Genomic DNA, 22,375 nt, shown 5'->3' on the forward strand with positions numbered 1-22,375 from the left:
ACGGCACGATATTTTAAGTTTAATTATTGAGGAATTTATCGATTTACTTTAGTTGAAGGTAGCTTGAATAAACTGAATATAAGGTTATTTATCAGCGTGACTAAGTGTTATTAAGCAATAACACTTAGTTACGTAACTTGTCACGTAACTTGTCACGTAACTTGTCACGTAAATTTCGCCTTAACGCGTTGTTAATGCTGTGTGATATTAATTACTGGCTACGGCGTTTAAAAGTAAACGCTTGCTCAGCAATTAAATCACCAGAGTTATCTCGTGGGGTGGTGTAATAGCCAACCGTAAAGTCTTCACTGTCGTGGTTAACTTCAATATGGGCAAAGCCCCAAATAAAACTTTTTGACCATAATAGCTCATATTCGGGATAACGCTTTTCTTGCTGCTCAGCAAATGGGGTATGTTTACCACGCATTTTAGAAGCAGCACCACTAATAATTAAAGGTAATGGTGGTTTATTTTTAGCAACGTCAAATTGGCTACAGTCGTCGGTTAATAATTCTAAATCGTGTTCATGACCGGCAATGTAAGCATCAGCATATTGGCACAGCGTAGGTAAAATTAATTTCCGTAAAACATGGCCTTCGCTATATTTAGTGCCACCAATTGACCATAAAATATGATGGCCATAAACAAATTTCCATTTGGCGGTTGATTCCGCTAAACCTTTTTCAAGCCAGGCCAATTGTTTTTTGTCTTCACCATTAATGGGCGTTTCGTGTTTTTCAAAGTCTTCTAATTCAGCTTTGTTGTTAGCTAGCGCTTCGGCTAAATCAGCTTCGCTGCCGTCTGGGTTTAGGGGAATTTCATAAAAGGTTTGTCCTGACAGTAACATGTTAGTGTCGAGGACAAAAAATTCCATGTCGTTACCTGGTTCACCTATGGTGTAGCGATAATAACCGTTTGGATCTTGGTAAAAGTTCTTTTGTTTTGCCATCCATTCTAGTTGTAAGGCAACACCTTTTCTTGAGGTTTTCCAATCATGATTACCTAAAGCCGAATAAATCATTAGCTCAGGTTTTTCGGCTAATAGCGGCTTTAATGGCGCTAATATAAGATCGTTCATGCGTTTTTGATCATCTTTGCCATCATCCGCATCAGCACCATCTGGGTAGATGTTGTCGCCTAACTGAATAGCAAAGTCGCATGCTTTAGTTTTACATAATGTTGCCATTGCTTGACCAACTTGTTGGGCACCGCCTAACTCAGTAGCAATATTGGTATTTGGATAGATGTAAATTGGTGCATGATCAAATTCTTCACGCGGGCGATAATCTTCTAACCAGTCAGCTAATTCACTAGCAATGAATTGCTCTTTGTTTTTTGGGTTTTCAATATGTTTCTTTTTTGGGTAATCAACGTGATAACCGCCATCACCAAACGCTAAAAAAGAGCTTGTTGCTGTTGACTGACTAGTTGAATTTTTTGCTACTTCTCCAGCACAACCCGTGATGATAACAATAGATAAACTAGTTAATACAGAACGAGAAAATCGTTTAGTCAGAGTATTTAAGTAAGGGCGCATAATACAGCCTTTTTTGCTAATAAATGAACGTAAAAAAGTTTTACCGCCTTTTTACTAACAATTGTCAGCAAAAAGGCAATAAAACCTAAAACAAGGTTGAATTAAAATGAACTAAATGTCATACCCAATTCAAAACTACGGCCGTATTCTTCATATTGGTAGTTGTAATTGCGGCTACCGTGGTAAAGATAATAAGCCTCGTCAGTTAGGTTGATGGCATTAAAATATACTTGGATATTTTCATTCATATAATATTTACCGCCAAAATCTAGCTGCATGTGCGTGTCTTCTTCAACGGCAAAGTCACCGTCGTTAAATTGAAAGCTTTCACTTTTATAACTTGCACTTAAACGCACACTCAACTTATTGTTTTCGTAACCTATCATTAAGTTACCAACGGTATCCGCTTGATTTGGTAATTGTTCATCAGCATCAATAAAAGTTCCATTGGCACCAAGTAATAAACCTGAATCGAAGGTTTTATTCCATGCTAATTCAACACCAGTTAATGAAGCTGAACCACCATTAACAAACTGAACAACTTCGTCAAAACCATCCCATTGACCATTATCTTGAACTTCTTGTTGTACAATAAAGTTGTCGATATCTTTATAGAATAGACCGGCAGAAATAACACCAATTTGTTCAGGATAGTATTCTACTGAAATATCAAAATTATTTGACTCATACGGGTCTAATTCCGGGTTACCAACCTCTGCTTTACGCTCAGTTTCGGTAACGTTGTTATCTTCGGTAATTTCCGTTTCAATTAATTGAAATGCGGCAGAGTCGCCAAAGGTTGGTCGGGCAATGGTTTGCGTGAAAGCAAAGCGTGTAATTAATTGCTCGTTAACTGTGTATTTTACATTCAAGCTTGGCAATAAATAGTCGTAATCTTTTTCTACATGCCAAGTGTCAATGTTTACGGTTTCGTTGTCGTTAACGTCATTAATCACTAAACCTACTTTGTTACCTGAAGTTTCAAAATTGGTTTTTTCATAACGTAAACCCGTAACTATGTGCCAGTTATCAATATCTAGCGTTAACATAGCGTAAGCAGCAAAAATATCTTCGTTACTGGTGTAAGAATTACCTTTGTTTTCAATATCAGTTTCGTTTTGATTAATGTCAAAGTTAGCTTGGTTAGCAAAAAAGTATTTTTTAATGGCTGATTCAGACAAGCCCGAGCCAAACTCACCTAAGTTATACTCTACTGCGCCGTTATTAAATTGTTGTGCGTTAATACCACCAAAGCCGCCATCATAAATTGTGGTATCAACATCATTGAATTTTTCACGGCTACGGTATTTACCACCAAATTTGAATTGTGCATTATGATTGTTCCAAACAAAATCTTTGGTTAGATCAAGTTTTACGCTAACTTCTTCGTCTTCAGATAAATTATTAGCATAAACAATTTCATCTAATTCAAAATTTGATAAATCTTGTGCTTCAGCAGATTGGCTTAAAACAGGGTATTCACCCGCAGTATAACCAATACTAAGATCTTCACCGGCAAAATCAGCATCTATACGATTTGGCTCTTTTTCTGTTGATTGTGAATAACCTAAATTGTATTCCACTAACCAATGGTTTATTTGATTTTCACCACCTAAAACTAAGGATAAAATTTCTTGGGTTTCGTAGCGGTCTTTGGTGTCACGATCCATTTCAGCATTAATAAACTGGGCGCTGGAAGTCGTTGAGTTATTGGCAACTAATTCACCTTTTTCAAACTTATATTCTTTACGTAAACGGAATTCATCATCTGAAAATTCACTGTATAAGGTACGTAAGTAATATTTATCGGTTGCTGAAGTATGTAAATCAAAGTTTAACGCAAAACCTAAACGCTCACGTTCAATAACATAATCACGTTGTTCAATTTCTTCTGCGCCAAAAATTTCAACGTCTTCGCCAGTCTGTGAGTCTTCAACTTCAATGTCACCCCAACCGCCATCAGTTTCCATGTTGTCTGAGCCAAATTTACGTTGAAACCAAGACACAGCACCGGCAACCCCTAGTTGTGTATTGCCTTCAAGTTGATAAACATTGGTGTAACTACCTGAAAATTTAGGGCTGTTTTCTTCTACTAATGCGTTATAAGACGTTTGTGCGGTAAAGCTGTAGCTTTCATTTTCACGATCAAAAGCGCTTAAGCTTTTCACTTCAATTGAACCGCCAATAGCGCTGGCGTCCATATCTGGGGTAACGGTTTTACTTACTTCTAAACTTGAAATTAACTCGCTAGGGATAACATCCATAGCAACACTACGAATGCCTGCTTCTGGCGATGGTACGTTTAAGCCATTAATTGAAACGTTATTAAGGTTTGGATCAATACCACGAATACCAACAAAGCGACCTTCACCTTGGTCACGTTGAATAAACATACCAGGTAAACGTTGTAATGCTTCAGCGGCATTTTGATCGGGTAATTGGCCAATTGCATCACTACTTACTACTGACAATAAATTATCGGCTGTTTTTTGGCGATTATAAGCACCTGCTTGGCCTGAACGTTGGCCATAAACAATAATGTTATCCATGCCAGCATGTTGGCCGCCAATAACAAAATTTTTCTTAATAATTTTACCGTTAACGACGTTAATCGACTCTTTTATTTCAGCTGAGCCAATGTAGTTAATAACTAATGTATATTTACCTTCAGGTAGGTCGGTAAAATGAAATGAACCATCACGAGCGGTAACTGCGGTACGGTTAAGTTCTGCAATTTTTACTTGGGCACCTTCAAAATATACTTTGTTTTGTGAATCGGTAATACGGCCTTCAATATTATTTGCAGCAACATTGCCAGAGGTTAATGCCATACAGCCAGCAAAAGCTAAAGCCAGTGGTGTTAATTTAAATGTAGCGTTTGAGAGTTTCATGTTTTTCCATTTAATATTTTAGTGGATGTAATTTGTTTTTATGACGAGTACGCTACGGTAGAAAGATGACAATTATGTGGCTCCATAAAAAGTTCATCTAAACTTAATATTTATGTTTGGCAATATGGCAAAGTTTGAACTAGCTTGCCGACCAAATCACCATAAAGAGATATTTAATAGCTAAGCCCAAAAGCACTGTATGTTGACACTGTATAAATGACGGTGAATATTTTTTGTTTTATTTATAGTTATTAAAAACAATGTGTTAGTTAAAAAATTAAAAAATCATCATAAAAAAACTTGATACTGTACGACCATACAGTATACTGAGCCCAATTAAGAATATTTAGCCACTAATGAATACGGAGCTAACCATGGATCAAAACAAAGAAAAAGCATTATCAGCCGCCCTTAGCCAGATTGAGCGTCAATTTGGTAAAGGTTCTATCATGAAGTTAGGTGAAAACCGCAGCATGGATGTTGAAACAATTTCAACTGGTTCATTAGGTTTAGATGTTGCTTTAGGAGCAGGTGGTTTACCGCTTGGCCGTGTTGTTGAGATTTATGGTCCAGAATCAAGTGGTAAAACAACGTTAACATTAGAAGTTATCGCAGAAGCACAACGTAACGGTAAAATATGTGCCTTTGTTGATGCTGAGCATGCACTTGATCCAATTTATGCCGCTAAACTTGGTGTTAACATTGATGATTTATTAGTATCACAACCAGATACTGGTGAGCAAGCATTAGAAATTTGTGACATGTTAACTCGCTCTGGTGCTGTTGATGTGATTGTGGTTGACTCGGTTGCTGCGCTTACGCCGAAAGCTGAAATTGAAGGCGACATGGGTGATTCTCATATGGGTCTTCAAGCGCGTATGTTATCGCAAGCAATGCGTAAATTAACCGGTAACTTAAAACAATCAAATACCATGTTAATTTTCATTAACCAAATTCGTATGAAAATTGGTGTTATGTTTGGTAGCCCAGAAACTACCACTGGTGGTAACGCTCTTAAATTCTACGCCTCTGTTCGTTTAGATATTCGCCGAATTGGTGCGGTAAAAGATGGTGATGAAATTGTTGGTAACGAAACCCGTGTTAAAGTGGTTAAAAACAAAATTGCACCGCCATTTAAACAAGTTGAATTCCAAATTATGTACGGTGAAGGCATCAATAGTTTAGGTGAGTTAATTGACTTAGGTGTAGCTCATAAATTAGTTGAAAAAGCGGGTGCTTGGTATAGCTGTAATGGTGAGCGTATTGGCCAAGGTAAAGCAAATTCAATTAAATACTTAAAAGAGCATCCTGAAATGGCAAAAGGCTTAGATACTAAATTACGTCAAATGTTATTATCTAAAAACGTTGCAGAACCTGAAGTTGCCGATAAAAAAGAAGCGGTTGCTGAATAATAAATTAATCGCACAGCAGAGTTTTTCAAGACAAGCTTAAATACTGAATAAGTAAGTATGTAAGTTCAAATTGTTAAATTAAATTATTTAGTTAAGGCCAGAGCATATTATTAATGCTCTGGCCTTTTTTAATGTCATTGCCATCTTGGTATCGTAGAATAGAAAGACTTACAAAAAGTGAGCAGTCATTTATTAGGGGTTATTATGTACGAACAATTTGACGCTATTATTTTTGATATGGACGGTACCTTAATTGATAGCGGTCAGTTACATCAACATGCTTGGACACTAACCTTAGAAAAATACGGTATCCCGATTGAGCCAGCATTAATGCGTTCATTGGCAGGCGTACCAACTATTGATACCTTAGCGATATTAATTGAACGTTTTTCAGTGAATACATCAATTCCGTTAACAGAAATGAATGATTATAAGGAAGGTATTGTAGCTGCTACGTTTCAAGATTATGTGAAACCCACTAAACTTGCCGAGTTTGCTAAAGCGAATCAAAGTAAACGCCCTATGGCGGTTGGTACTGGCGCTTATACTCAGGAAGCAAAAAGTATTTTAACCTTATGTGGTGTGATTGATTTATTAGACCATGTCGTGGGAGCTGACCAAGTAAAGCAACCAAAACCGGCACCAGATACCTTTTTACGTTGCGCTGAATTGATGGGGGTAGCGCCTGAAAAATGTATTGTTTTTGAAGATGCTGAAGCGGGAATTCAAGCGGCTAAGGATGCTGGTATGTTTGTTGTTGATGTTTTACATGAACTACAAATTGAAAATGATTATTTTCTTTCTTAAATTTAACAGACGTTAGATAACTTATTAAATAAAAACTCGATTATATATGCTTGTTTAACTTATATAAATAACCGAGTTTTTTTATTAGCAGATAATTATTTAATTATTTCTTTATTAAAACTTGATAAGTTATTGTTGTGATTGCACAAAATTTAACGCTTCTTTCATCGTGGTAACCCAATACTCAGATTTATGCTGTTTTAAATAAGATAATAGTGTTTGATGGGCTTTATTGTCTGTTATTAAATAATCATCACCAACACCATGAAATAAGAATACCATCAGTTGATTTTTTTGCTGCGCTGCTTGTGCCATAGCAATTAATTGTTGACCGGTTTTATTATCAGATGATTGTGAACGAATTCGATAAAAATCCATGTCTTTGGGGTTATTTAACCCATCTTCTGTTATTGCCCTTGCACCTAAAAATAAAGGTTTAAGTTGATTGACTATGCTAGTGCCGTTAATTTCAGTATCGCCACAGGTATAAGCAAAAGTTCGTTGAGTTTCACCGTCGAGTGCTTGTAACAGGGTATTGGCAACTTTTAATTCTCTGATAAATTGGTTTACGCTATAGGCGTCCATATTACGATCTGGGATAACCCAATCTCGGCCAGGTTTTGACTTTTGGCATGGGTGGAACAAAGTATGATTAGCAAGTTCATGCCCTTCGTTAGCTGCTTGCTGCCATTCTGCCATGCGGCTAGCTAATTCGTCTCTTGCACCACTAATATAGAAAGTACCAGTTAATTGCTGTTTATTTAGCTGGGGAATAGCATGATCTAAATGAGAATTGAGGGTGTCGTCATAAGTTAATACTATTGCCGCTTTCGCCTGCCCAGGCCAAGTAAAATCATCGGCCAAAGCTTGTTTAATGCTAAGCATTAATAGAGCGAAAGGGAGAAACTTTAGAAGTTTTTTTATCATATTCATGCGTTTTACTCAGTTATTAAATATTATGGCTGAAACTATTTTCAATTGGAAAATTATATTAGAGCGTGTTGATCTTTGCTGTATATTTTTGCAACAGCCTGTATGGGTTTTATACAAGGCAGAACGATTAATGTGTAGTTTTTCTACATAAATGAGCGATAACGTACTAGAAAGGCCATACAGATGTTGCCCTTTGGGTTCGTCCTGAGCGCTTCCAGCACTGCGTCACTCACTTTTTATAGAGAATAGCTATATTACATCGTTCGCGTCTTGTTCTGAAAGCGCTCAGTTAGAACAAAAATTATACTCGAAAGGTCAAAACGCTCTAGGTTCTTAGAGAAAAATAAGCTGTTGAAAGTACTTTATTAACGTAATTTCGGCAGTATTATTACCAGCATCCAGCATCCAGCATCCAGCATCCAGCATCCAGCATCCAGCATCCAGCATCCAGCATCCAGCATCCAGCATCCAGCATTTAGCATTTAGCTTTCAGCATATGGGTCAAGGGTAACAATAGTACCGTCATTATTGTAAGTAATTTCAGCCATTTTAATTGAACGTAAGTGAGTTACACCTTTCGACAAGCTTGAGTCGTGATAAAACAAGTACCACTTACCATCAACCTGACAAATGGAGTGATGGGTTGTCCAACCAACTACTGGCGTTAAAATAGGCCCTTGATAGGTAAACGGGCCATAAGGATTGTCGCCAATACCATAACAAATTAAATGGCTATCACCAGTTGAGTAGGAAAAGTAATATTTGCCGTTATATTTATGCATCCATGATGCTTCGAAGAAGCGACGGTCATGATCTCCTGCTAATATAGGCTCACCATTTTCATCGATGATCAGCGCCTCTTTTGGTGTTTCAGCAAATTCAAGCATGTTATCACTCAAACGAGCAACAATAGGCCCTAATGCTGGTTCGTTATCGCTCGGTTCTTGTGTTGTTTCATCGTAAGTATTATTACGATAATGTTGTAATTGTCCGCCCCAAATGCCACCAAAATACATATAATATTGGCCGTCATCGTCTTCAAACACAGCAGGATCTATGGTGTAACTTTCTTTAATTGGCTCAGGTTCAGCAATAAAAGGTCCTACCGGTGAATCACTCACAGCAACGCCAATTTGAAAAATGCCATCAGGTTTTTTAGCAGGAAAATATAAGTAATATTTATCACCTTTTTTGGCAGCATCGGGTGCCCACATCTGGCGTTCAGCCCATGGCACATCATCAACATGTAACGCAACACCGTGATCAACAGCAGGGCTATTAACACTATCCATTGAAATAACATGGTAATCAGCCATAGCAAAGTGATCACCATTATCATTAAAGGCAATACCGGCTTCAATATCATGTGATGGATAAATATATATTTTTCCGTCAAACACATGAGCTGAAGGATCCGCGGTGTAAATATGGCTGATCAGTGGTGACGAAATCGCTTTGTTGTTTAGTTCATTAAAATCAATGTGTTCAATAGTATCTTCAGGCATAGTTAACTCTTCTGATTAAGTAATAACGCATGATGGTGTTCAGTTACACCATCATCTGGCTATGTAAAGTGAATTTAGGGCGCTGTACGACGTTCGCCAAGATCGGCTTCTATTTGTAATTCCATTTTTTTGTTTATTTCATAAAAGAATAAACCTGCACAGGCGAGTAAAAATGGCAGTGATGCATAAACACTTACGGCAAACTTAATACCTTCTACCGTATTAGGTGTTTGTGTGGTTAAGTCTGCGTTATAACCGTAATAAGCTAAAATGCCGGCAACTAATGAACCACCAATACTTAAGCCGGCTTTTAAGCCAAATAACATCGCTGAAAAGATAATGGCAGTAGCGCGGCGATTATTTTTCCATTCTGAATAGTCGGCAACATCGGCAATCATCGCCCATAAAATAGGGGTTGAAATACCATAAAATAAGCCATGCAATATTTGCGAAATAAACATCAAAGCAACAGAATCTGGCGCGTAAAAATAAAAGAATAAAATGAACAGCGTGGAAACAAACAAAGAGCTAGCAAAAACATTGCGTTTACCAAATTTATCGGCCAGCGATTTAGAAAAACAAATCCCGATGATCATAAAAATAATACCGCAGCCATTAAAGATACTATTGCCTGAAATGGCGACGTCTTCTGGCCAATGAAATTCGGTTAAGCCAAGGTTAGTTAATGTATGATTTAAACCGAGAATAAAATCATTAAAGCCAATGTTTTGTTGAAACTGCGTTAAATCAGCTTGGCTAACATAGTTTTGGAAGTAATAAATGTACATACCACCTTTAAGTGCCAAAGTGATAAATACTAAAATAGTGGTGATTAACATGATCACCCAAGGTTTGTTTTTGAATAAATCAACAAAATCTTCTTTGATGGTCGATTTTTGCTCCGGCTTAGGGATAACGCGTTCTTTGGTGGTATAAAAGGTAATTAAGAAAAATACCGTACCTATGATAGAAAACATGATCATAGTTTTTTCAAAGCCAACCGCTTTATCACCATCACCCATAATTAGCACAATCGGTAATAATAAAACTTGGATGATAAATTGAGCGATCATTACAGCAACAAAACGATATGAAGATAAGCTGTTACGCTCTTTCATGCTGCCGGTTAATACGCCACTCAAGGCTGAATAAGGTAAGTTGTTAGCCGAATAAATAATAACTAACAACAGGTAAGTGATAAAAGCGTAAGCAACTTTACCTTCTAGGCTAATGTCTGGCGTGGTAAACGCGGCTATGGCTAACACCCCAAACGGGATTGCCGTCCATAAAATCCAAGGTCTAAATTTTCCCCAACGGGTATTTGTACGATCAGCAATCATCCCCATAACAGGGCTAAAACAGGCACCAGCCATACCACCAAAAAAGATAATAAAAGTAGCCGTTGATGCGGGAATTTTATAAACGTCGGTATAAAAAAAAGCGATAAAAGTAACAAAGGTTTGAAAAATTAAATTAGCAGATAAATCGCCTAAGCTATAACCCACTTTTTCCACGATAGATAATTTTTCAGTGGCAGCGTTTGGCTTTATATTGTTCATAATCGCATCGGTATCAGTTGTTATTGTCATAAGGAATCTTTTCTTATTTTAGTTATGTTCATTTTAAGTATTCTACTTAGTTTAAACATTGTGAATTTAGTTTTTGCTATTATTTTATGTAACAAAATGGCGTAATTATTGACTTGTAGCGAGATGGAATTAGGGAGTTTCCACTTGCATTATCTTAAAATGATTGAATTAACAATTTGTTTTTATTATTAAATTTTATTTACCTATCAATGTGCAGAACAGCTAACTGTATAGCTATGACTGCTTCATTAAATAGGGTATATTTTGCTCATAGAACAAATAACATAAATAAAAGTTATGAAAATTAGTGACCGAAAAGGAGCTTTCTGCACTAATAATTATCAAGCTTAGGGGGCGACATGTTTGAAAACAAACACAGTATTACGCTGTTAATGAATGGCAGTAATGTCTTTGATAGAAAAGTTATTGAAGGCATAGGTCACTATTTACAAACATCAAAGGCTGATTGGGATTTATATTTAGAAGAAAACTTTCTCGAACGTTTTGATAATGTAGATGAATGGGGGGGGGATGGCATTATTGCTGACTTTGACAACCCTGAAATTCAAAAAGCGTTAAAAGGTACAAATATCCCAGTAGTAGGGTTGGGAGGCTCTTATAGTGATCCAAAAGACTATCCTGATGTTCCTTATGTTGCTACCGATAATTATGCTTTGGTGGATGCAGCTTATCAGCATTTAAGGCAAAAAGGCATTGAGCGTTTTGCTTTTTATGGTGCGCCGATGGAGGCACACGAGCGTTGGTCACAAGAACGCGAAAAAGCGGCACTAAGTATTATTCATGCGGAAGGTTATAATTGCCAAGTTTATCATGGTCATTACATTAAAGCAGAAACGTGGAAAATGTCGATCGCTCGTCTTGCTGATTGGCTAAAGTCATTACCAACACCTATTGGCATTATTGCGGTAACCGATGCTCGTGCTAGACACTTGCTGCAAGTGTGTGATCATCATGATATTTTGGTACCTGATAAAGTCTCCATTATTGGTATTGATGATGATGAAATTGCCCGCTTTCTTAATCGAGTGAGTTTAAGTTCAGTAAGCCAAGGCTGTTTTGATATTGGCTTTCAAGCGGCGAAAAAATTACACCGTTTACTCAGTGGTCAAAAAGTTTCTAATAAACCCTATTTAGTACCGCCGGATAAAGTAATTGAACGACAATCTACTGATTTTAAAGCGATTAAAGATACTCACGTGATGCAAGCCATGCACTTTATTCGTCAAAAAGCCTGTCGCGGTATTAAAGTGGAGCAAGTATTAGATTATGTAGGCGTTTCTCGCTCCAATTTAGAACAACGTTTTAAAGAAGAGCGCGGCCATAGTATTCATAATGAAATTCATCATGAAAAACTTAGAAAAGCGTGCAGTATGTTAAAAAATACTGAGCAATCAACCACGGAAATTGCCAATGTTTGTGGCTACCCCTCACTGCAATATATGTATGCGGTTTTTAAAAAGCATTTTGATAAAACCCCACGAGAATATCGGGATGAAGCCAAAGGAGTCAGCCCAGAAGCAAACAACTTAAATACCGAGGATATTCATTTAGATGAGGATGAATAGCAATTTGCTTAGGCTTGAGGCTTTAAGCTTGGTGCGGGAAGTTAAGCCGCTATTGATGAGTTGGGGGGAAATAACTTAGCTTCAATGCCTAAAACTAACGCATGGTTATCGCGAGTTTTAGGCGTTCGTTAACTTTACTTAACTCAGACTTATCCAACAATTATCTTGGTGGCTTTTAAACATAGCGTCGATAACTTTCATGTTTGCTAAAGCATCGGTTAATGGCGTTGGTATTTGGGTATTATTATTAATTGCACTTGCTAAAGCATCGGCTTGTTTAATGTAGTGATCACAACTTGCTACGTGATGTACTTCAGCGACTTGATCATGCTTTACCACGATACGGGTTTCACAGTTATCGGATTGATAAAACGGAAATTCTATAGTTAAGCTGCCTTTTTCACCCATAATATAAACTCGCTGTGCCGGTTCACTTTGCATTGAACAATAAATAGAGGCTTTAACATCACCAAAATCCAGTAAACCATTAGCGTGTTTATCAACGTCAAAGTTGTCATCCATGGTTAATTTAGCCATGACTTGTAAGGGCTCTTTATTTAATAAATAGCGCGCGGCTGAAATACCATAACAGCCAACATCCATTAAACCGCCACCACCAATACCTGGCTGATTGCGAACGTTGTTTGCATCGACATTATGGAAAGTAAACACAGCATCAATGGTGGTTATTTTGCCAATTTCACCATCGTCAATCAGTTGTTTAGCTAATGCCCATTGAGGATGAAAGCGATACATAAACGCTTCCATCACTTTAAGGTTGGGGTATAGTTTCGTTGCGGCGATTAATTTTTCCACTTCGCTAACATCAAGCCCGATAGGTTTTTCACATAACACATGTTTACCCGCTGCCATGGCTTTCATTGTCCATGGCACATGCAAATGATTAGGCAGTGGATTGTAAATAACATCAATATTAGGATCATTTAGTAACTGTTCGTAATCACCATAAGCATGTGGAATATTTGTTTTTTTAGCAAAAGCATTCGCTTGCTCTTGGCTACGCGAAGCAATAGCATAAACCTCATTATGGTTTGATGCTTGTAATGCGGGGATCATTTTCTCATGGGCAATTTTAGCCGTGCTGATGATACCCCAACGTAATTTTTGATGGTTAGACATGATTTATCCTTGCTTTGGATTTGATGTAAGTTTGGCTAAGTGATAATAAAATACTATGATTTTGCTTGGTAAAAATTGTTTTGTAAAACCATACGGTTATGATTTGTTTGAATCAGTCAAGTAATCCATGAAGCTAAGTCAGCAATAGACTAGTCTGACACTGGCTTAGCCGATGTTATCGTTGCGGTATTGCTTTCGTTTTCATTTTATAAAAAACGAAAGCAATGAACTATTTATACGGAATGGTATTATTCCGAATTCTGGTTATTTACAGCCGTAAATGTTAGGAGTCAGCCTCCGTCTAGCAACAGTCAATAATATTAGTAATAAACAAAACAACTGCATTGAGCCGCCTGAACTTCCTGAGCTTTTCTCGGTAGTGGGTGTTGGCTTAGGTGTTGGTACGGGCTCAGGTTCAGGCATCGGCTCAGGAGTAGAATCAGGCACATCGCTAACATTAATAACAATGCTGACAGCACTACTTTGACCATGCTCATTTTTGGCGACAACAGCCAGTTGATAACTTGATGTTGTTTCAAAATCTAAATACTCACCAGCAGCTAAACTAATCACCCCTTGTCCATCAATAACAAATGGCGCGGCATCACCAACAAACTCAAAAGCATCAATATTATTGTCCGCTGCTGCAGCTATTACGGTACCGACAGTGGTTAATGCAGCAATATCTTCACTTGCGGTAAATACTTGATTAGCAGTGATCACGGGTACAGATAGGGTTGCATCATCATTGATATAATCTTTTAGCCAAACAAGCGCAGGGCGTTCGTTACCGGCATTGTCAATTAAATAAGCGCCTTCGGCATCGCGCCATAAACCACGACGCCATCCCCATAAGGTTATGCCTTTTACCGAACTGTGATCCCAGAAAATAGGGAATACTCTTTTATATTCAGCTAATTGCACGGCATCATCAAGACCATCAATATCCAATTCTGTTACATAAATATCCAAATCCGTGGCAGCTAGTTTCGCTAAATTAGCTTGCATAATCACGGCATCACCTTTGGTACTAAAAGCATGTGCTTGAAAGCCTACTGCATCAATAAGCTCTCGCTCTTTTAATAAATTAATGATGGTTAAATAGGTGTTGGTATTATCCGGTGAATTGATAATGCCATAGTCATTGATCATTAATTGACTGTTTGGAAAATAAAACCGTGCGAGCTCAAATGATTTAATGATCCAGTCGTAACCAGTCGCACCGTTCCCTCCAAGCGCATCAGCATAATCTGCGGCCGGTGTTGTGCTGTAGGCCATGTTTTCACCGTTTGGTGGCGCATGGATCGCTTCATTTACCACTTCAACAAAATCAATATCGCTGTAACGTGCTGACACTAAAGTAAACCACTGTTCAATTTCTGCTAATTTTTCAGCGTCAGATAAGGCATCAATCCAGCTAGGTTGTTGGCTACCCCAGATCATCACGTGCATTTTAAAAGGTAAATTATTATCTTTCGCTAAGTTATAGGCGGCATCTAAATCAGTCCAATTCATCACATCACGTACTGCTTCAACACTGCCCCATTTGCCACCATTTTCAGGTGTAACTTGGTCCCAATAATGAGTAAAGTCTTGTATTTGAGAAGTACTATAGATATTACCTAAGAATTTACCATCGGGTTTAGCTAAACCCGCTGCCAAGGCGCTGATGTTTATTAGAGTGCTTAATAAACCGAGGAAAAGGAAAAATTGGATTCTTGCTGTTTTTTTCATAACGTTTTAAAGCTCTTATTTTTGTTATTAAGTGATGGTAATTTCCTCTATTTAGGTTGATAAAACTATTGCGTTAGCTGGTCTTTAACTTATGTTTTTTATCATAACTTTTTAGTAGAAAAAAAGGCTATTACCTAAGCAATAGCCTTAAATTTAAAGCGTTTGAGTTTAATCGTGAGATTATTTGTTAGCGAGACAATTTTCTTCAATAAAACCTTGATGTGTTGGCATATAAGCGGCAGATTTTTTGACCACATCAAGCACGTTATTCATTTGCCTTTCAATCACTGCTTCGGGTAATAAATCGACTAACGGATCATAAGTTTTCGGTGTTAATCCTTGGCCATTCATTATTTGAAACCAACTGGTGTTTTCATACATATTGTCGTTAAAACGAATAATGCGACCATTGTAGCTAAACTGGTTAATTTTTTGGCTAACTTCCGGTGGCACCGCCATAGTACGGCAGTAACGCCAAAAATCAGAGTCGTCACGAGAGGTCACATGGTAATGAGTAATTAATAAATTACGAACACTTTCAATTTTGTAATTAGTTTGTTGGTTGTACTCGTTAATATCTTCTTGCTCAAACGCCATGGTTGGAAAAAATTTAAATAATTGTTCAATGGCTGATTGCACAAAATGCAAACTGGTTGATTCTAGTGGCTCAATAAAACCTGACGATAAGCCAATAGCTAAACAGTTTTTATGCCATGACTGTTTCCGGTAACCGGCTTTAAATTTAATTAATGTTGGTTCAGATAACAGCTCACCCTCAACGTTTTCTAACAGAATTTTTTTCGCTTGTTCATCCGACATATATTTACTTGAATAAACATGACCATTACCCACTCTATGTTGTAAAGGAATACGCCATTGCCAACCGGCACTGTGAGCGGTTGATTGAGTATATGGCCATGGTTCTTTAACTTTTTTAGTTGCTACTGTAATAGCGCGATCACAAGGTAACCAATGGCTCCAGTCTTCAAATTCGGTCTTTAAAGTTTCACCAATTAACAGGGCGCGAAAACCTGAGCAATCAATAAAAAAATCAGCATGGTGTTCACTACCATCCGCTAAGATTAGCGACTTGATAAAGCCATTATCGTGTTGGGTAACTTGTTCAACTTTACCTTCGGTGCGCACTACCCCCCAATTTTCTGCTAATGTCCTTAAATATTGAGCGTATAAACTAGCGTCAATATGAAAACCATGATCTAATCCCGAAAGGGGGGAATTACCGGCATCAAAGGCGCGCATAAAACGTTTTTGTTCGGCCGCTAATGCGTTTAAGGTGTAATTGTCATATTTTTCGGCTTTGCCTAAGGCGTTAAGTTTTAACCAATATTGATAAAACTTAGCATCGCCAATACGGGTACCCGATTGACCAAAGGCATGATGATATTCGCTGCCAACTTTACCCCAGTTTACAAATTTAATTCCTAGTTTAAAGGTGCCTTTGGTCGCTTTAATAAATTCATTTTCGTCGATACCTAACAGACTGTTAAATTGTCTAAGCGCGGTTAAGGTGGCTTCACCAACACCAATGGTACCAATGTCTGCCGATTCAATAAGTTGAATGTTAAGATTGGTTGCTTTACTAATTTTTCCTAATGCTGCGGCTGTCATCCAGCCAGCAGAGCCGCCACCGAGAATGATGATTTTTTTTATTTTATTATCCAACATAACTGCTCCATTGATGTTTATTGGTTAGCGCTTATTTGTTCATACTTATCGATTAGCAGGGCAATTAGCTTTTATATAGTCGTGATGGCTGGGCATATAATCGACGGATTTACGGATCACCGATAAAATATTAGTCATTTTCTCGGTTAATGCTTGCTCGCTGAAAACATCAACAAAGGGTTCATACGCTTCAGGTTTTAAACCTTGGCCATTCATCACTTGAAACCAGCTTGGTACGTCGAACATCTCATTATCTTTTCTGAAAATACGACCGTGTTTTTTGAACAGTTCGATCTTTTCACTAATGCTGTCAGGAATCGCCATAGTGCGACAATAACGCCAAAAGTCACTATCGTCACGTTCAGTGACATGATAATGCAGAATTAAAAAGTCACGAATGCGTTCAAAGTCAAAGTTGGCTTGACGGTTGTATTCATCAATGTCACCTTGGTTAAAATCCATGGTTGGAAAGAATTTAAATAATTGCTCAATCGCGAGTTGAATTAAATGCAAACTGGTGGATTCAAGTGGCTCTAAAAAGCCTGAAGATAAGCCTATGGCTAAGCAGTTTTTTTGCCAGCACTGTTTACGGTGGCCTGTTTTAAAATGAATGATTTTAGGCTCAGCTAATGGTTTACCACTAATATTAGCTAACAGAATGTCTTTCGCTTCGTCATCAGTCATAAATTTACTGCTATAAACATGACCATTACCCACTCTATGCTGCAAGGGAATACGCCATTGCCAACCTGCTTTATGGGCGGTAGCTTGGGTATAAGGCCAAGGCGCTTCTGTTGTTTCACTGGCAACAGTAACCGCGCGATCACAAGGTAACCAATGACCCCAATCTTCAAATTCGCTCTTTAACGTTTCTCCAATTAATAAAGCGCGAAAGCCTGAGCAATCAATAAAAAAATCTGCGTCGTGTTCGCTGCCGTCAGCTAATACTAATGATTTGATAAAACCATTTTCATGTTGCTTAACTTGCGTTACTTTACCTTCGGTGCGGATAACACCATTTTCTTCAGAGAGTTTGCGTAAATATTTAGCATACAAGGTGGCATCAAAATGAAAAGCATAGGCAATATTGGATAACGGTGAGTTGCCAGCATCAATTGAGCGCATAAACCGTTTTTCTTCACTGGCAAGGGCATTTAAACTGTAATCTTCGTATTTGTTAGCTTTGTTTAATGCTTGCATTTTTAACCAGTATTGATAAAAACGTAACCCGCCAAAATCTTTACCGGTATCACCAAAAGCATGGTGATATTCATGGCCAATTTTATCCCAATTAACAAACTTAATACCAAGTTTAAAGGTTGCTTGGGTTTCTTTGATAAACTCATTTTCATCTAAGCCAATCAACTGATTGAAAATTTGTACTGGCGGTATGGTGGCTTCCCCGACACCAACAATACCTATTTGATCTGACTCGATTAATTGAATTTGGTAATCGGTGTTTTTAAAGGTTTTACTTAACGCTGCGGCAGTCATCCAGCCTGACGAACCACCGCCAAGAATGAGTATTTTTTTTATTTTTTTCACTTTTGTCATAATTGTGATGAAGCCTCGTGATAATGGAGTGGTTGTTTAGCTTGTTTGTAGTTTTTATGAAGTTACAACAATAAAACAAAATAAAACAATAAGAAAAGCTTAACATGCTAGAAAAGAAAAAATGTGTTTCGCTTAACGAAACACATTTTTAATACTTTTAAATCTTAAATAATGTTCAATTTAAGCTTAAAAATTAGCACGAACCACAAAAGCAATTCTGCGATCTGACTCAAACCATGAACGGCCTGTTGCTAATAATTCATCATTTAAAATCATCGACGTTTTAGAAACCGAGTTGGTTAAGTTAGTACCTTGTAAACCTACGGTGAAGTTATCAAAGTTGTAGAAAAATGAGGCATCTACTTGGCCACGGTCATCATTCCACAAAGGTGCTTTACTGATTACATCACGGGTGGTTAACAAGTACTTTGAACGCCAGTTATAAGCAATACGCGCGTTAATTGCGTCTTTTTCATACATGGCAACAAAGTTAAAGGTTTCTTTTGACTGACCTTGTAATGGCACAGAATCAAAGTTTACGCGGATACCGGTATCTTCATATTCGTCGTTCGCCCAAGTTTCTTGATCAACCTCTTTTTCATTATTCGGGGTACCACTGGCATCAATATAGGTAAACGTTGATTGAATACCAAAACCTGGAATAAAGTCATCAAAGAACTGCTGGTACGAGATTTCGACACCGTCCATTTTACCTTCAGCGCCATTGACTGTTGATGACACTAATGAGGTTTCAGTACGGCCAGTCGATGGGTTAGTATGGGTTTGAGGGGCTGCGCCTTTAATAAAGTAGTTTTCTAAGTCTTTATGAAAAATAGTCATACTTAATTGACCAACATCAGCAAAATACCACTCTAAAGCAACATCATACTGTACCGACTCCATTGGTTTTAAGGCGGTATAGCCGCCATCTCCGTCACGAGATGTTATAAAAGCTTCTTGAATTAAATAATCGAGTGGATCAAGCGTATCTGGATCGGCCGTTTCATCAATGTCAGGTCTGATCGCTAAAATATTCGCGCCTAGGCTGGTTTGGTTACGAACATCTTGCAAATCAGGAAATGCCGCCGCTTTTGATAAAGCAAAACGCGCCACTAATGAATCTGTTAGCTCTACTTTAATATTAAAGCTTGGTAATAATAAGTTAAAATCAGCTTCTGACTCTAATACCTCAGAATGATTATTACCCCATTCTCTATCTGCTAACGATAAATAGTTAACTCTATCGCCAACCCATTTATTGGCGTCGTCCTCAAAAAAGGCTTTCGAGTCGGCATAATGACCATCGTTGACTTGCTGGGTAATATAATCACGAACATAGTCGGTCGTTAATTGCTCAGGAACACCTGCCGGCACGGCAAAATCAGGGTGAATGTCAGGGAAGTTAATATAACCACTTGAGCTGCGGTTTAACGTGACATAACGTAAACCAATATTACCACTGAATCTTAAATCGTCATCACCTTCAAAGTTTAATCGGACATAAACGGCTTTGTTCTTTTCAACGGTGTTGTTAACATCTCCAGGCGAAAATAAACCAAACTCTGGATCATCGGCACCATTTTGAACAGGATATGAATCCCAACCTAAATCTCTTTCTGGGTTAGCGCCAATAATCGAACGGACATATTCTTTGGTTGGTAAAATAGTGTGATCACCCGGCACATTAAAGACACCGCCACCTTGGAAATCACTCCAGTCAACTAATTCAAAATTTTCTTGGTAATTTTCTTGTAATGGTAACCAGCCATCATCGGTTGAAAACTCAGGTTTTAAACCATTCCAGTTATAACCAGTTCTACGTACGGTTTGATCACGTTTAGCATAACGAACGCCGGTTTGTACTGAGGTAAATAAACCATCATCTTCTAAATAGTAGGTACCATCAAAACGAACGGCAATAGAGTCACCTTCTGAGCGTTCATAATGATCCATGGCACTACGTAATAAATAGTTATTGTAGTCACTGAAATAGTTACTATCACCAGCAGGGTCGTCGGTAAAACCAGGGTAAATACCGGTCGGGTTATTATCGGTAATAGGGGCTGTGCCAGCCGCAAATAATTCTGGGTTAGCATCACGATAACCATTCCACGGCTCTGCTAGCGTTAAAGTTGGTTTAGAGCCACTGACATCATAAGTTTGTGTTGCATGTGTAGCACTATGCACAACAAGATCGTCATTTGAGCTTTTGGCTTTTATGTATTGAAAATCCGCCGATAAATCTAAGCGCTCACTTGGACTCCACTCAAAGTTAAGCGACGTATCTTCCACTAAGGAAGAGCTGTCTTGAATACGGCTATCAAATTGGAATTTGTGTGGGAATTCTTGGATGGCATTATCGCCCCAAGTTCTTGGGATATGGTCTTGGTTACCATCAACCGCACGCCAACCGTCAACACCACCGTCAGAAAATGTTCCTGATTCAAAGACGCCACGTTCATCAAATGTCCATTCGGTACCACTTAGCGGGCGAGTTCTACGGGTATCAATACCAAAATAACCCCCTTGGTATTTCATTGCTTGTTCATGCCACGTTAAATTAGAATCTGAACGCATGTATTGCAAGGTGGTTCTAAAGGTTTCATCAGCATTGGCGTACTGTAACGCTGTTGAAAAGCCTTCTCGGGTACGATCATCGGTTTTCTTCAGGATATTACCTGCTTGTGGTGCCCAAACTAAACCTTCACCATCTTCACCAACAAAGGCTTCAGCACCGGCAATTTCTGAAGCTTTAAATTGTACGGCAGCATCCGATTGAATGCCGTGTGATTGACCATATAATTTTGAGCGAGCAAAGTTGGCTAAAAAGCCAAAACGACCACCACTGTCTAATTCCCATTGGTCACTGAATAAACCTGAAAAGGTTGGGCTACCTTTTTCAGCAAGGCTACCGTAAGAATAATCGGCATTAAAAGCCATAACACGCTCTTGTGAGTCAAATGGTTTACGGGTACGTAAACTGATGGTACCGCCAATACCACCTTCGATCATATCTGCCGTTTGGTTTTTATAAACATCAACGCCACCCATTAATTCAGGGGAAACATCTTGGAATGATAAACCACGGCTAGAATCGGCACTGAAAGAGTCACGGCCATTAAACTCAGAGCGGGTTTGGGTCATACCACGGATAATCGCGCCAGAGCCTTCAACACTAAAATGATCAGGGTCATTAGGGCCATCAAATAATTCAATCGAAACACCCGGTAAACGTTGGATCGCTTCTAACACGCTGCGATCAGGTAACGAGCCAATATCTTCAGCGGTGATTGAGTCAACAAAGGTGGCTGATTCTCGTTTTAAGTTTTGTGCGCTTAATAAATTACCACGTGCGCTGGTCACTTCAATCACTTCAATATTTTCTTCTGCTGCATTGGCTGGCGCTTCTTCTGCAATAGCACCAACTGCAACTGCCATCATCGCAATAGCAAGCAGTGATTTTTTGAATACCGGTGTTTGCGCATTGTTACTTTTCGAGCTTTGTTCGAAATGTCCCATAGTTTTACTCCAAGTTTTATAGTTATCTACTTTGTTGATAAGTAGTTTTTTTTATTAATTTTTAAGACTCGCTGAATATTTCTCCCGAATATTTCAATTAAGGGAGGAAACAATCAGTCAAATATCTATTTCACTTTTATCTTGCGTGATGAATGGATTAACAGTCAAAGCGGATGTCAAAAAACATAACGGTAAAGAAAATTAAAGTTACTTGAGTGCTAAGGTGAAACAAAGGCATGAAAAGACGAAATCATAGGCGTTTTTAGGTTACTTGTTTAATACAAGGTTTATTGCTAATTAATTGTTTATATTAGTTATTTTTAGAGGTGGTGTTGTGCTGATATAAGCTAGGGGGATAGCGCTTGAAAGTGGGGTTTCAGCGCCATAAAAAAATTGAGAGAAAGTGCGGTAAAAAACGTAATTTGCTAACAAAAAATTACGTTTTTGACTTTTTATCGTAATTTAAAGCTTATACGGATTGG

The 22,375-nt window shown here is 38.1% G+C and carries 13 protein-coding genes; 3 read left to right on the forward strand and 10 right to left on the reverse strand.

Annotation, left to right across the window (positions count from 1 at the left end; translation table 11 throughout):
* Nucleotides 1-211: 211 nt before the first annotated feature.
* Nucleotides 212-1,537: a metallophosphoesterase gene (locus tag ACSLUO_RS01920; RefSeq protein WP_448245686.1), complete on the reverse strand. Its 1,326-nt coding sequence runs from the start codon at nt 1,535-1,537 to the stop codon at nt 212-214.
* 101 nt (nt 1,538-1,638) lie between these two features.
* On the reverse strand, nt 1,639-4,428 hold the full coding sequence (locus tag ACSLUO_RS01925) for a TonB-dependent receptor (protein ID WP_448245688.1): 2,790 nt from the start codon (nt 4,426-4,428) through the stop codon (nt 1,639-1,641).
* A 374-nt stretch (nt 4,429-4,802) separates the two neighbouring features.
* Between ACSLUO_RS01925 and recA the strand changes: the two genes are divergently transcribed.
* Both recA and ACSLUO_RS01935 read left to right on the forward strand, forming a co-directional pair.
* Nucleotides 4,803-5,840 carry a recombinase RecA gene (gene recA / locus ACSLUO_RS01930; RefSeq protein ID WP_448245689.1) on the forward strand — a complete coding sequence of 346 codons (1,038 nt, stop codon included), beginning with the start codon at nt 4,803-4,805 and terminating at the stop codon, nt 5,838-5,840.
* A 204-nt stretch (nt 5,841-6,044) separates the two neighbouring features.
* Nucleotides 6,045-6,647, forward strand: coding sequence for an HAD family hydrolase (locus tag ACSLUO_RS01935; protein ID WP_448245690.1), 603 nt, complete (start codon nt 6,045-6,047; stop codon nt 6,645-6,647).
* A gap of 129 nt (nt 6,648-6,776) precedes the next feature.
* Here ACSLUO_RS01935 and ACSLUO_RS01940 read toward each other — a convergent pair whose 3' ends face one another.
* The 3 genes from ACSLUO_RS01940 to ACSLUO_RS01950 form a co-directional block, all read right to left on the reverse strand.
* A complete protein-coding gene (locus ACSLUO_RS01940; RefSeq protein ID WP_448245691.1) occupies nt 6,777-7,532 on the reverse strand; it encodes a polysaccharide deacetylase family protein in 756 nt (251 codons plus the stop codon).
* A gap of 530 nt (nt 7,533-8,062) precedes the next feature.
* Nucleotides 8,063-9,085, reverse strand: a complete 1,023-nt coding sequence (locus ACSLUO_RS01945) for a glycoside hydrolase family 43 protein (protein WP_448245693.1) — start codon at nt 9,083-9,085, stop codon at nt 8,063-8,065.
* A 74-nt stretch (nt 9,086-9,159) separates the two neighbouring features.
* Nucleotides 9,160-10,674, reverse strand: a complete 1,515-nt coding sequence (locus ACSLUO_RS01950; RefSeq protein ID WP_448245695.1) for an MFS transporter — start codon at nt 10,672-10,674, stop codon at nt 9,160-9,162.
* A 359-nt stretch (nt 10,675-11,033) separates the two neighbouring features.
* Between ACSLUO_RS01950 and ACSLUO_RS01955 the strand changes: the two genes are divergently transcribed.
* The gene (locus tag ACSLUO_RS01955) at nt 11,034-12,260 is read left to right on the forward strand and encodes a XylR family transcriptional regulator (protein ID WP_448245697.1); all 1,227 of its coding nucleotides are present in this window, start codon (nt 11,034-11,036) and stop codon (nt 12,258-12,260) included.
* Nucleotides 12,261-12,398: 138 nt separating this feature from the next.
* Here the strand turns inward: ACSLUO_RS01955 and ACSLUO_RS01960 are convergent, their stop codons facing one another.
* The 5 genes from ACSLUO_RS01960 to ACSLUO_RS01980 all read right to left on the reverse strand — a co-directional run bounded on the left by ACSLUO_RS01960 (nt 12,399) and on the right by ACSLUO_RS01980 (nt 21,893).
* Complete coding sequence (locus tag ACSLUO_RS01960; RefSeq protein WP_448245699.1) at nt 12,399-13,400, reverse strand: Gfo/Idh/MocA family protein; 1,002 nt, start codon at nt 13,398-13,400, stop codon at nt 12,399-12,401.
* 264 nt (nt 13,401-13,664) lie between these two features.
* A complete protein-coding gene (locus tag ACSLUO_RS01965) occupies nt 13,665-15,134 on the reverse strand; it encodes an endo-1,4-beta-xylanase (protein ID WP_448245701.1) in 1,470 nt (489 codons plus the stop codon).
* Between the two features lie 180 nt (nt 15,135-15,314).
* Complete coding sequence (locus ACSLUO_RS01970) at nt 15,315-16,820, reverse strand: tryptophan halogenase family protein (protein WP_448245702.1); 1,506 nt, start codon at nt 16,818-16,820, stop codon at nt 15,315-15,317.
* A gap of 45 nt (nt 16,821-16,865) precedes the next feature.
* A complete protein-coding gene (locus tag ACSLUO_RS01975) occupies nt 16,866-18,374 on the reverse strand; it encodes a tryptophan halogenase family protein (protein WP_448245703.1) in 1,509 nt (502 codons plus the stop codon).
* 186 nt (nt 18,375-18,560) lie between these two features.
* Complete coding sequence (locus ACSLUO_RS01980; protein ID WP_448245705.1) at nt 18,561-21,893, reverse strand: TonB-dependent receptor; 3,333 nt, start codon at nt 21,891-21,893, stop codon at nt 18,561-18,563.
* Between the last annotated feature and the right edge of the window lie 482 nt (nt 21,894-22,375).

The organism is Thalassotalea agariperforans (assembly GCF_053470345.1).

Bases quoted from the DNA above. Each gene is read 5' to 3' on its own strand.
- ACSLUO_RS01920 (WP_448245686.1), bottom strand. From the start codon at position 1,537: ATGCGCCCTTACTTAAATACTCTGACTAAACGATTTTCTCGTTCTGTA.
- ACSLUO_RS01925 (WP_448245688.1), bottom strand. From the start codon at position 4,428: ATGAAACTCTCAAACGCTACATTTAAATTAACACCACTGGCTTTAGCT.
- recA (WP_448245689.1), top strand. From the start codon at position 4,803: ATGGATCAAAACAAAGAAAAAGCATTATCAGCCGCCCTTAGCCAGATT.
- ACSLUO_RS01935 (WP_448245690.1), top strand. From the start codon at position 6,045: ATGTACGAACAATTTGACGCTATTATTTTTGATATGGACGGTACCTTA.
- ACSLUO_RS01940 (WP_448245691.1), bottom strand. From the start codon at position 7,532: ATGCTTAGCATTAAACAAGCTTTGGCCGATGATTTTACTTGGCCTGGG.
- ACSLUO_RS01945 (WP_448245693.1), bottom strand. From the start codon at position 9,085: ATGCCTGAAGATACTATTGAACACATTGATTTTAATGAACTAAACAAC.
- ACSLUO_RS01950 (WP_448245695.1), bottom strand. From the start codon at position 10,674: ATGACAATAACAACTGATACCGATGCGATTATGAACAATATAAAGCCA.
- ACSLUO_RS01955 (WP_448245697.1), top strand. From the start codon at position 11,034: ATGTTTGAAAACAAACACAGTATTACGCTGTTAATGAATGGCAGTAAT.
- ACSLUO_RS01960 (WP_448245699.1), bottom strand. From the start codon at position 13,400: ATGTCTAACCATCAAAAATTACGTTGGGGTATCATCAGCACGGCTAAA.
- ACSLUO_RS01965 (WP_448245701.1), bottom strand. From the start codon at position 15,134: ATGAAAAAAACAGCAAGAATCCAATTTTTCCTTTTCCTCGGTTTATTA.
- ACSLUO_RS01970 (WP_448245702.1), bottom strand. From the start codon at position 16,820: ATGTTGGATAATAAAATAAAAAAAATCATCATTCTCGGTGGCGGCTCT.
- ACSLUO_RS01975 (WP_448245703.1), bottom strand. From the start codon at position 18,374: ATGACAAAAGTGAAAAAAATAAAAAAAATACTCATTCTTGGCGGTGGT.
- ACSLUO_RS01980 (WP_448245705.1), bottom strand. From the start codon at position 21,893: ATGGGACATTTCGAACAAAGCTCGAAAAGTAACAATGCGCAAACACCG.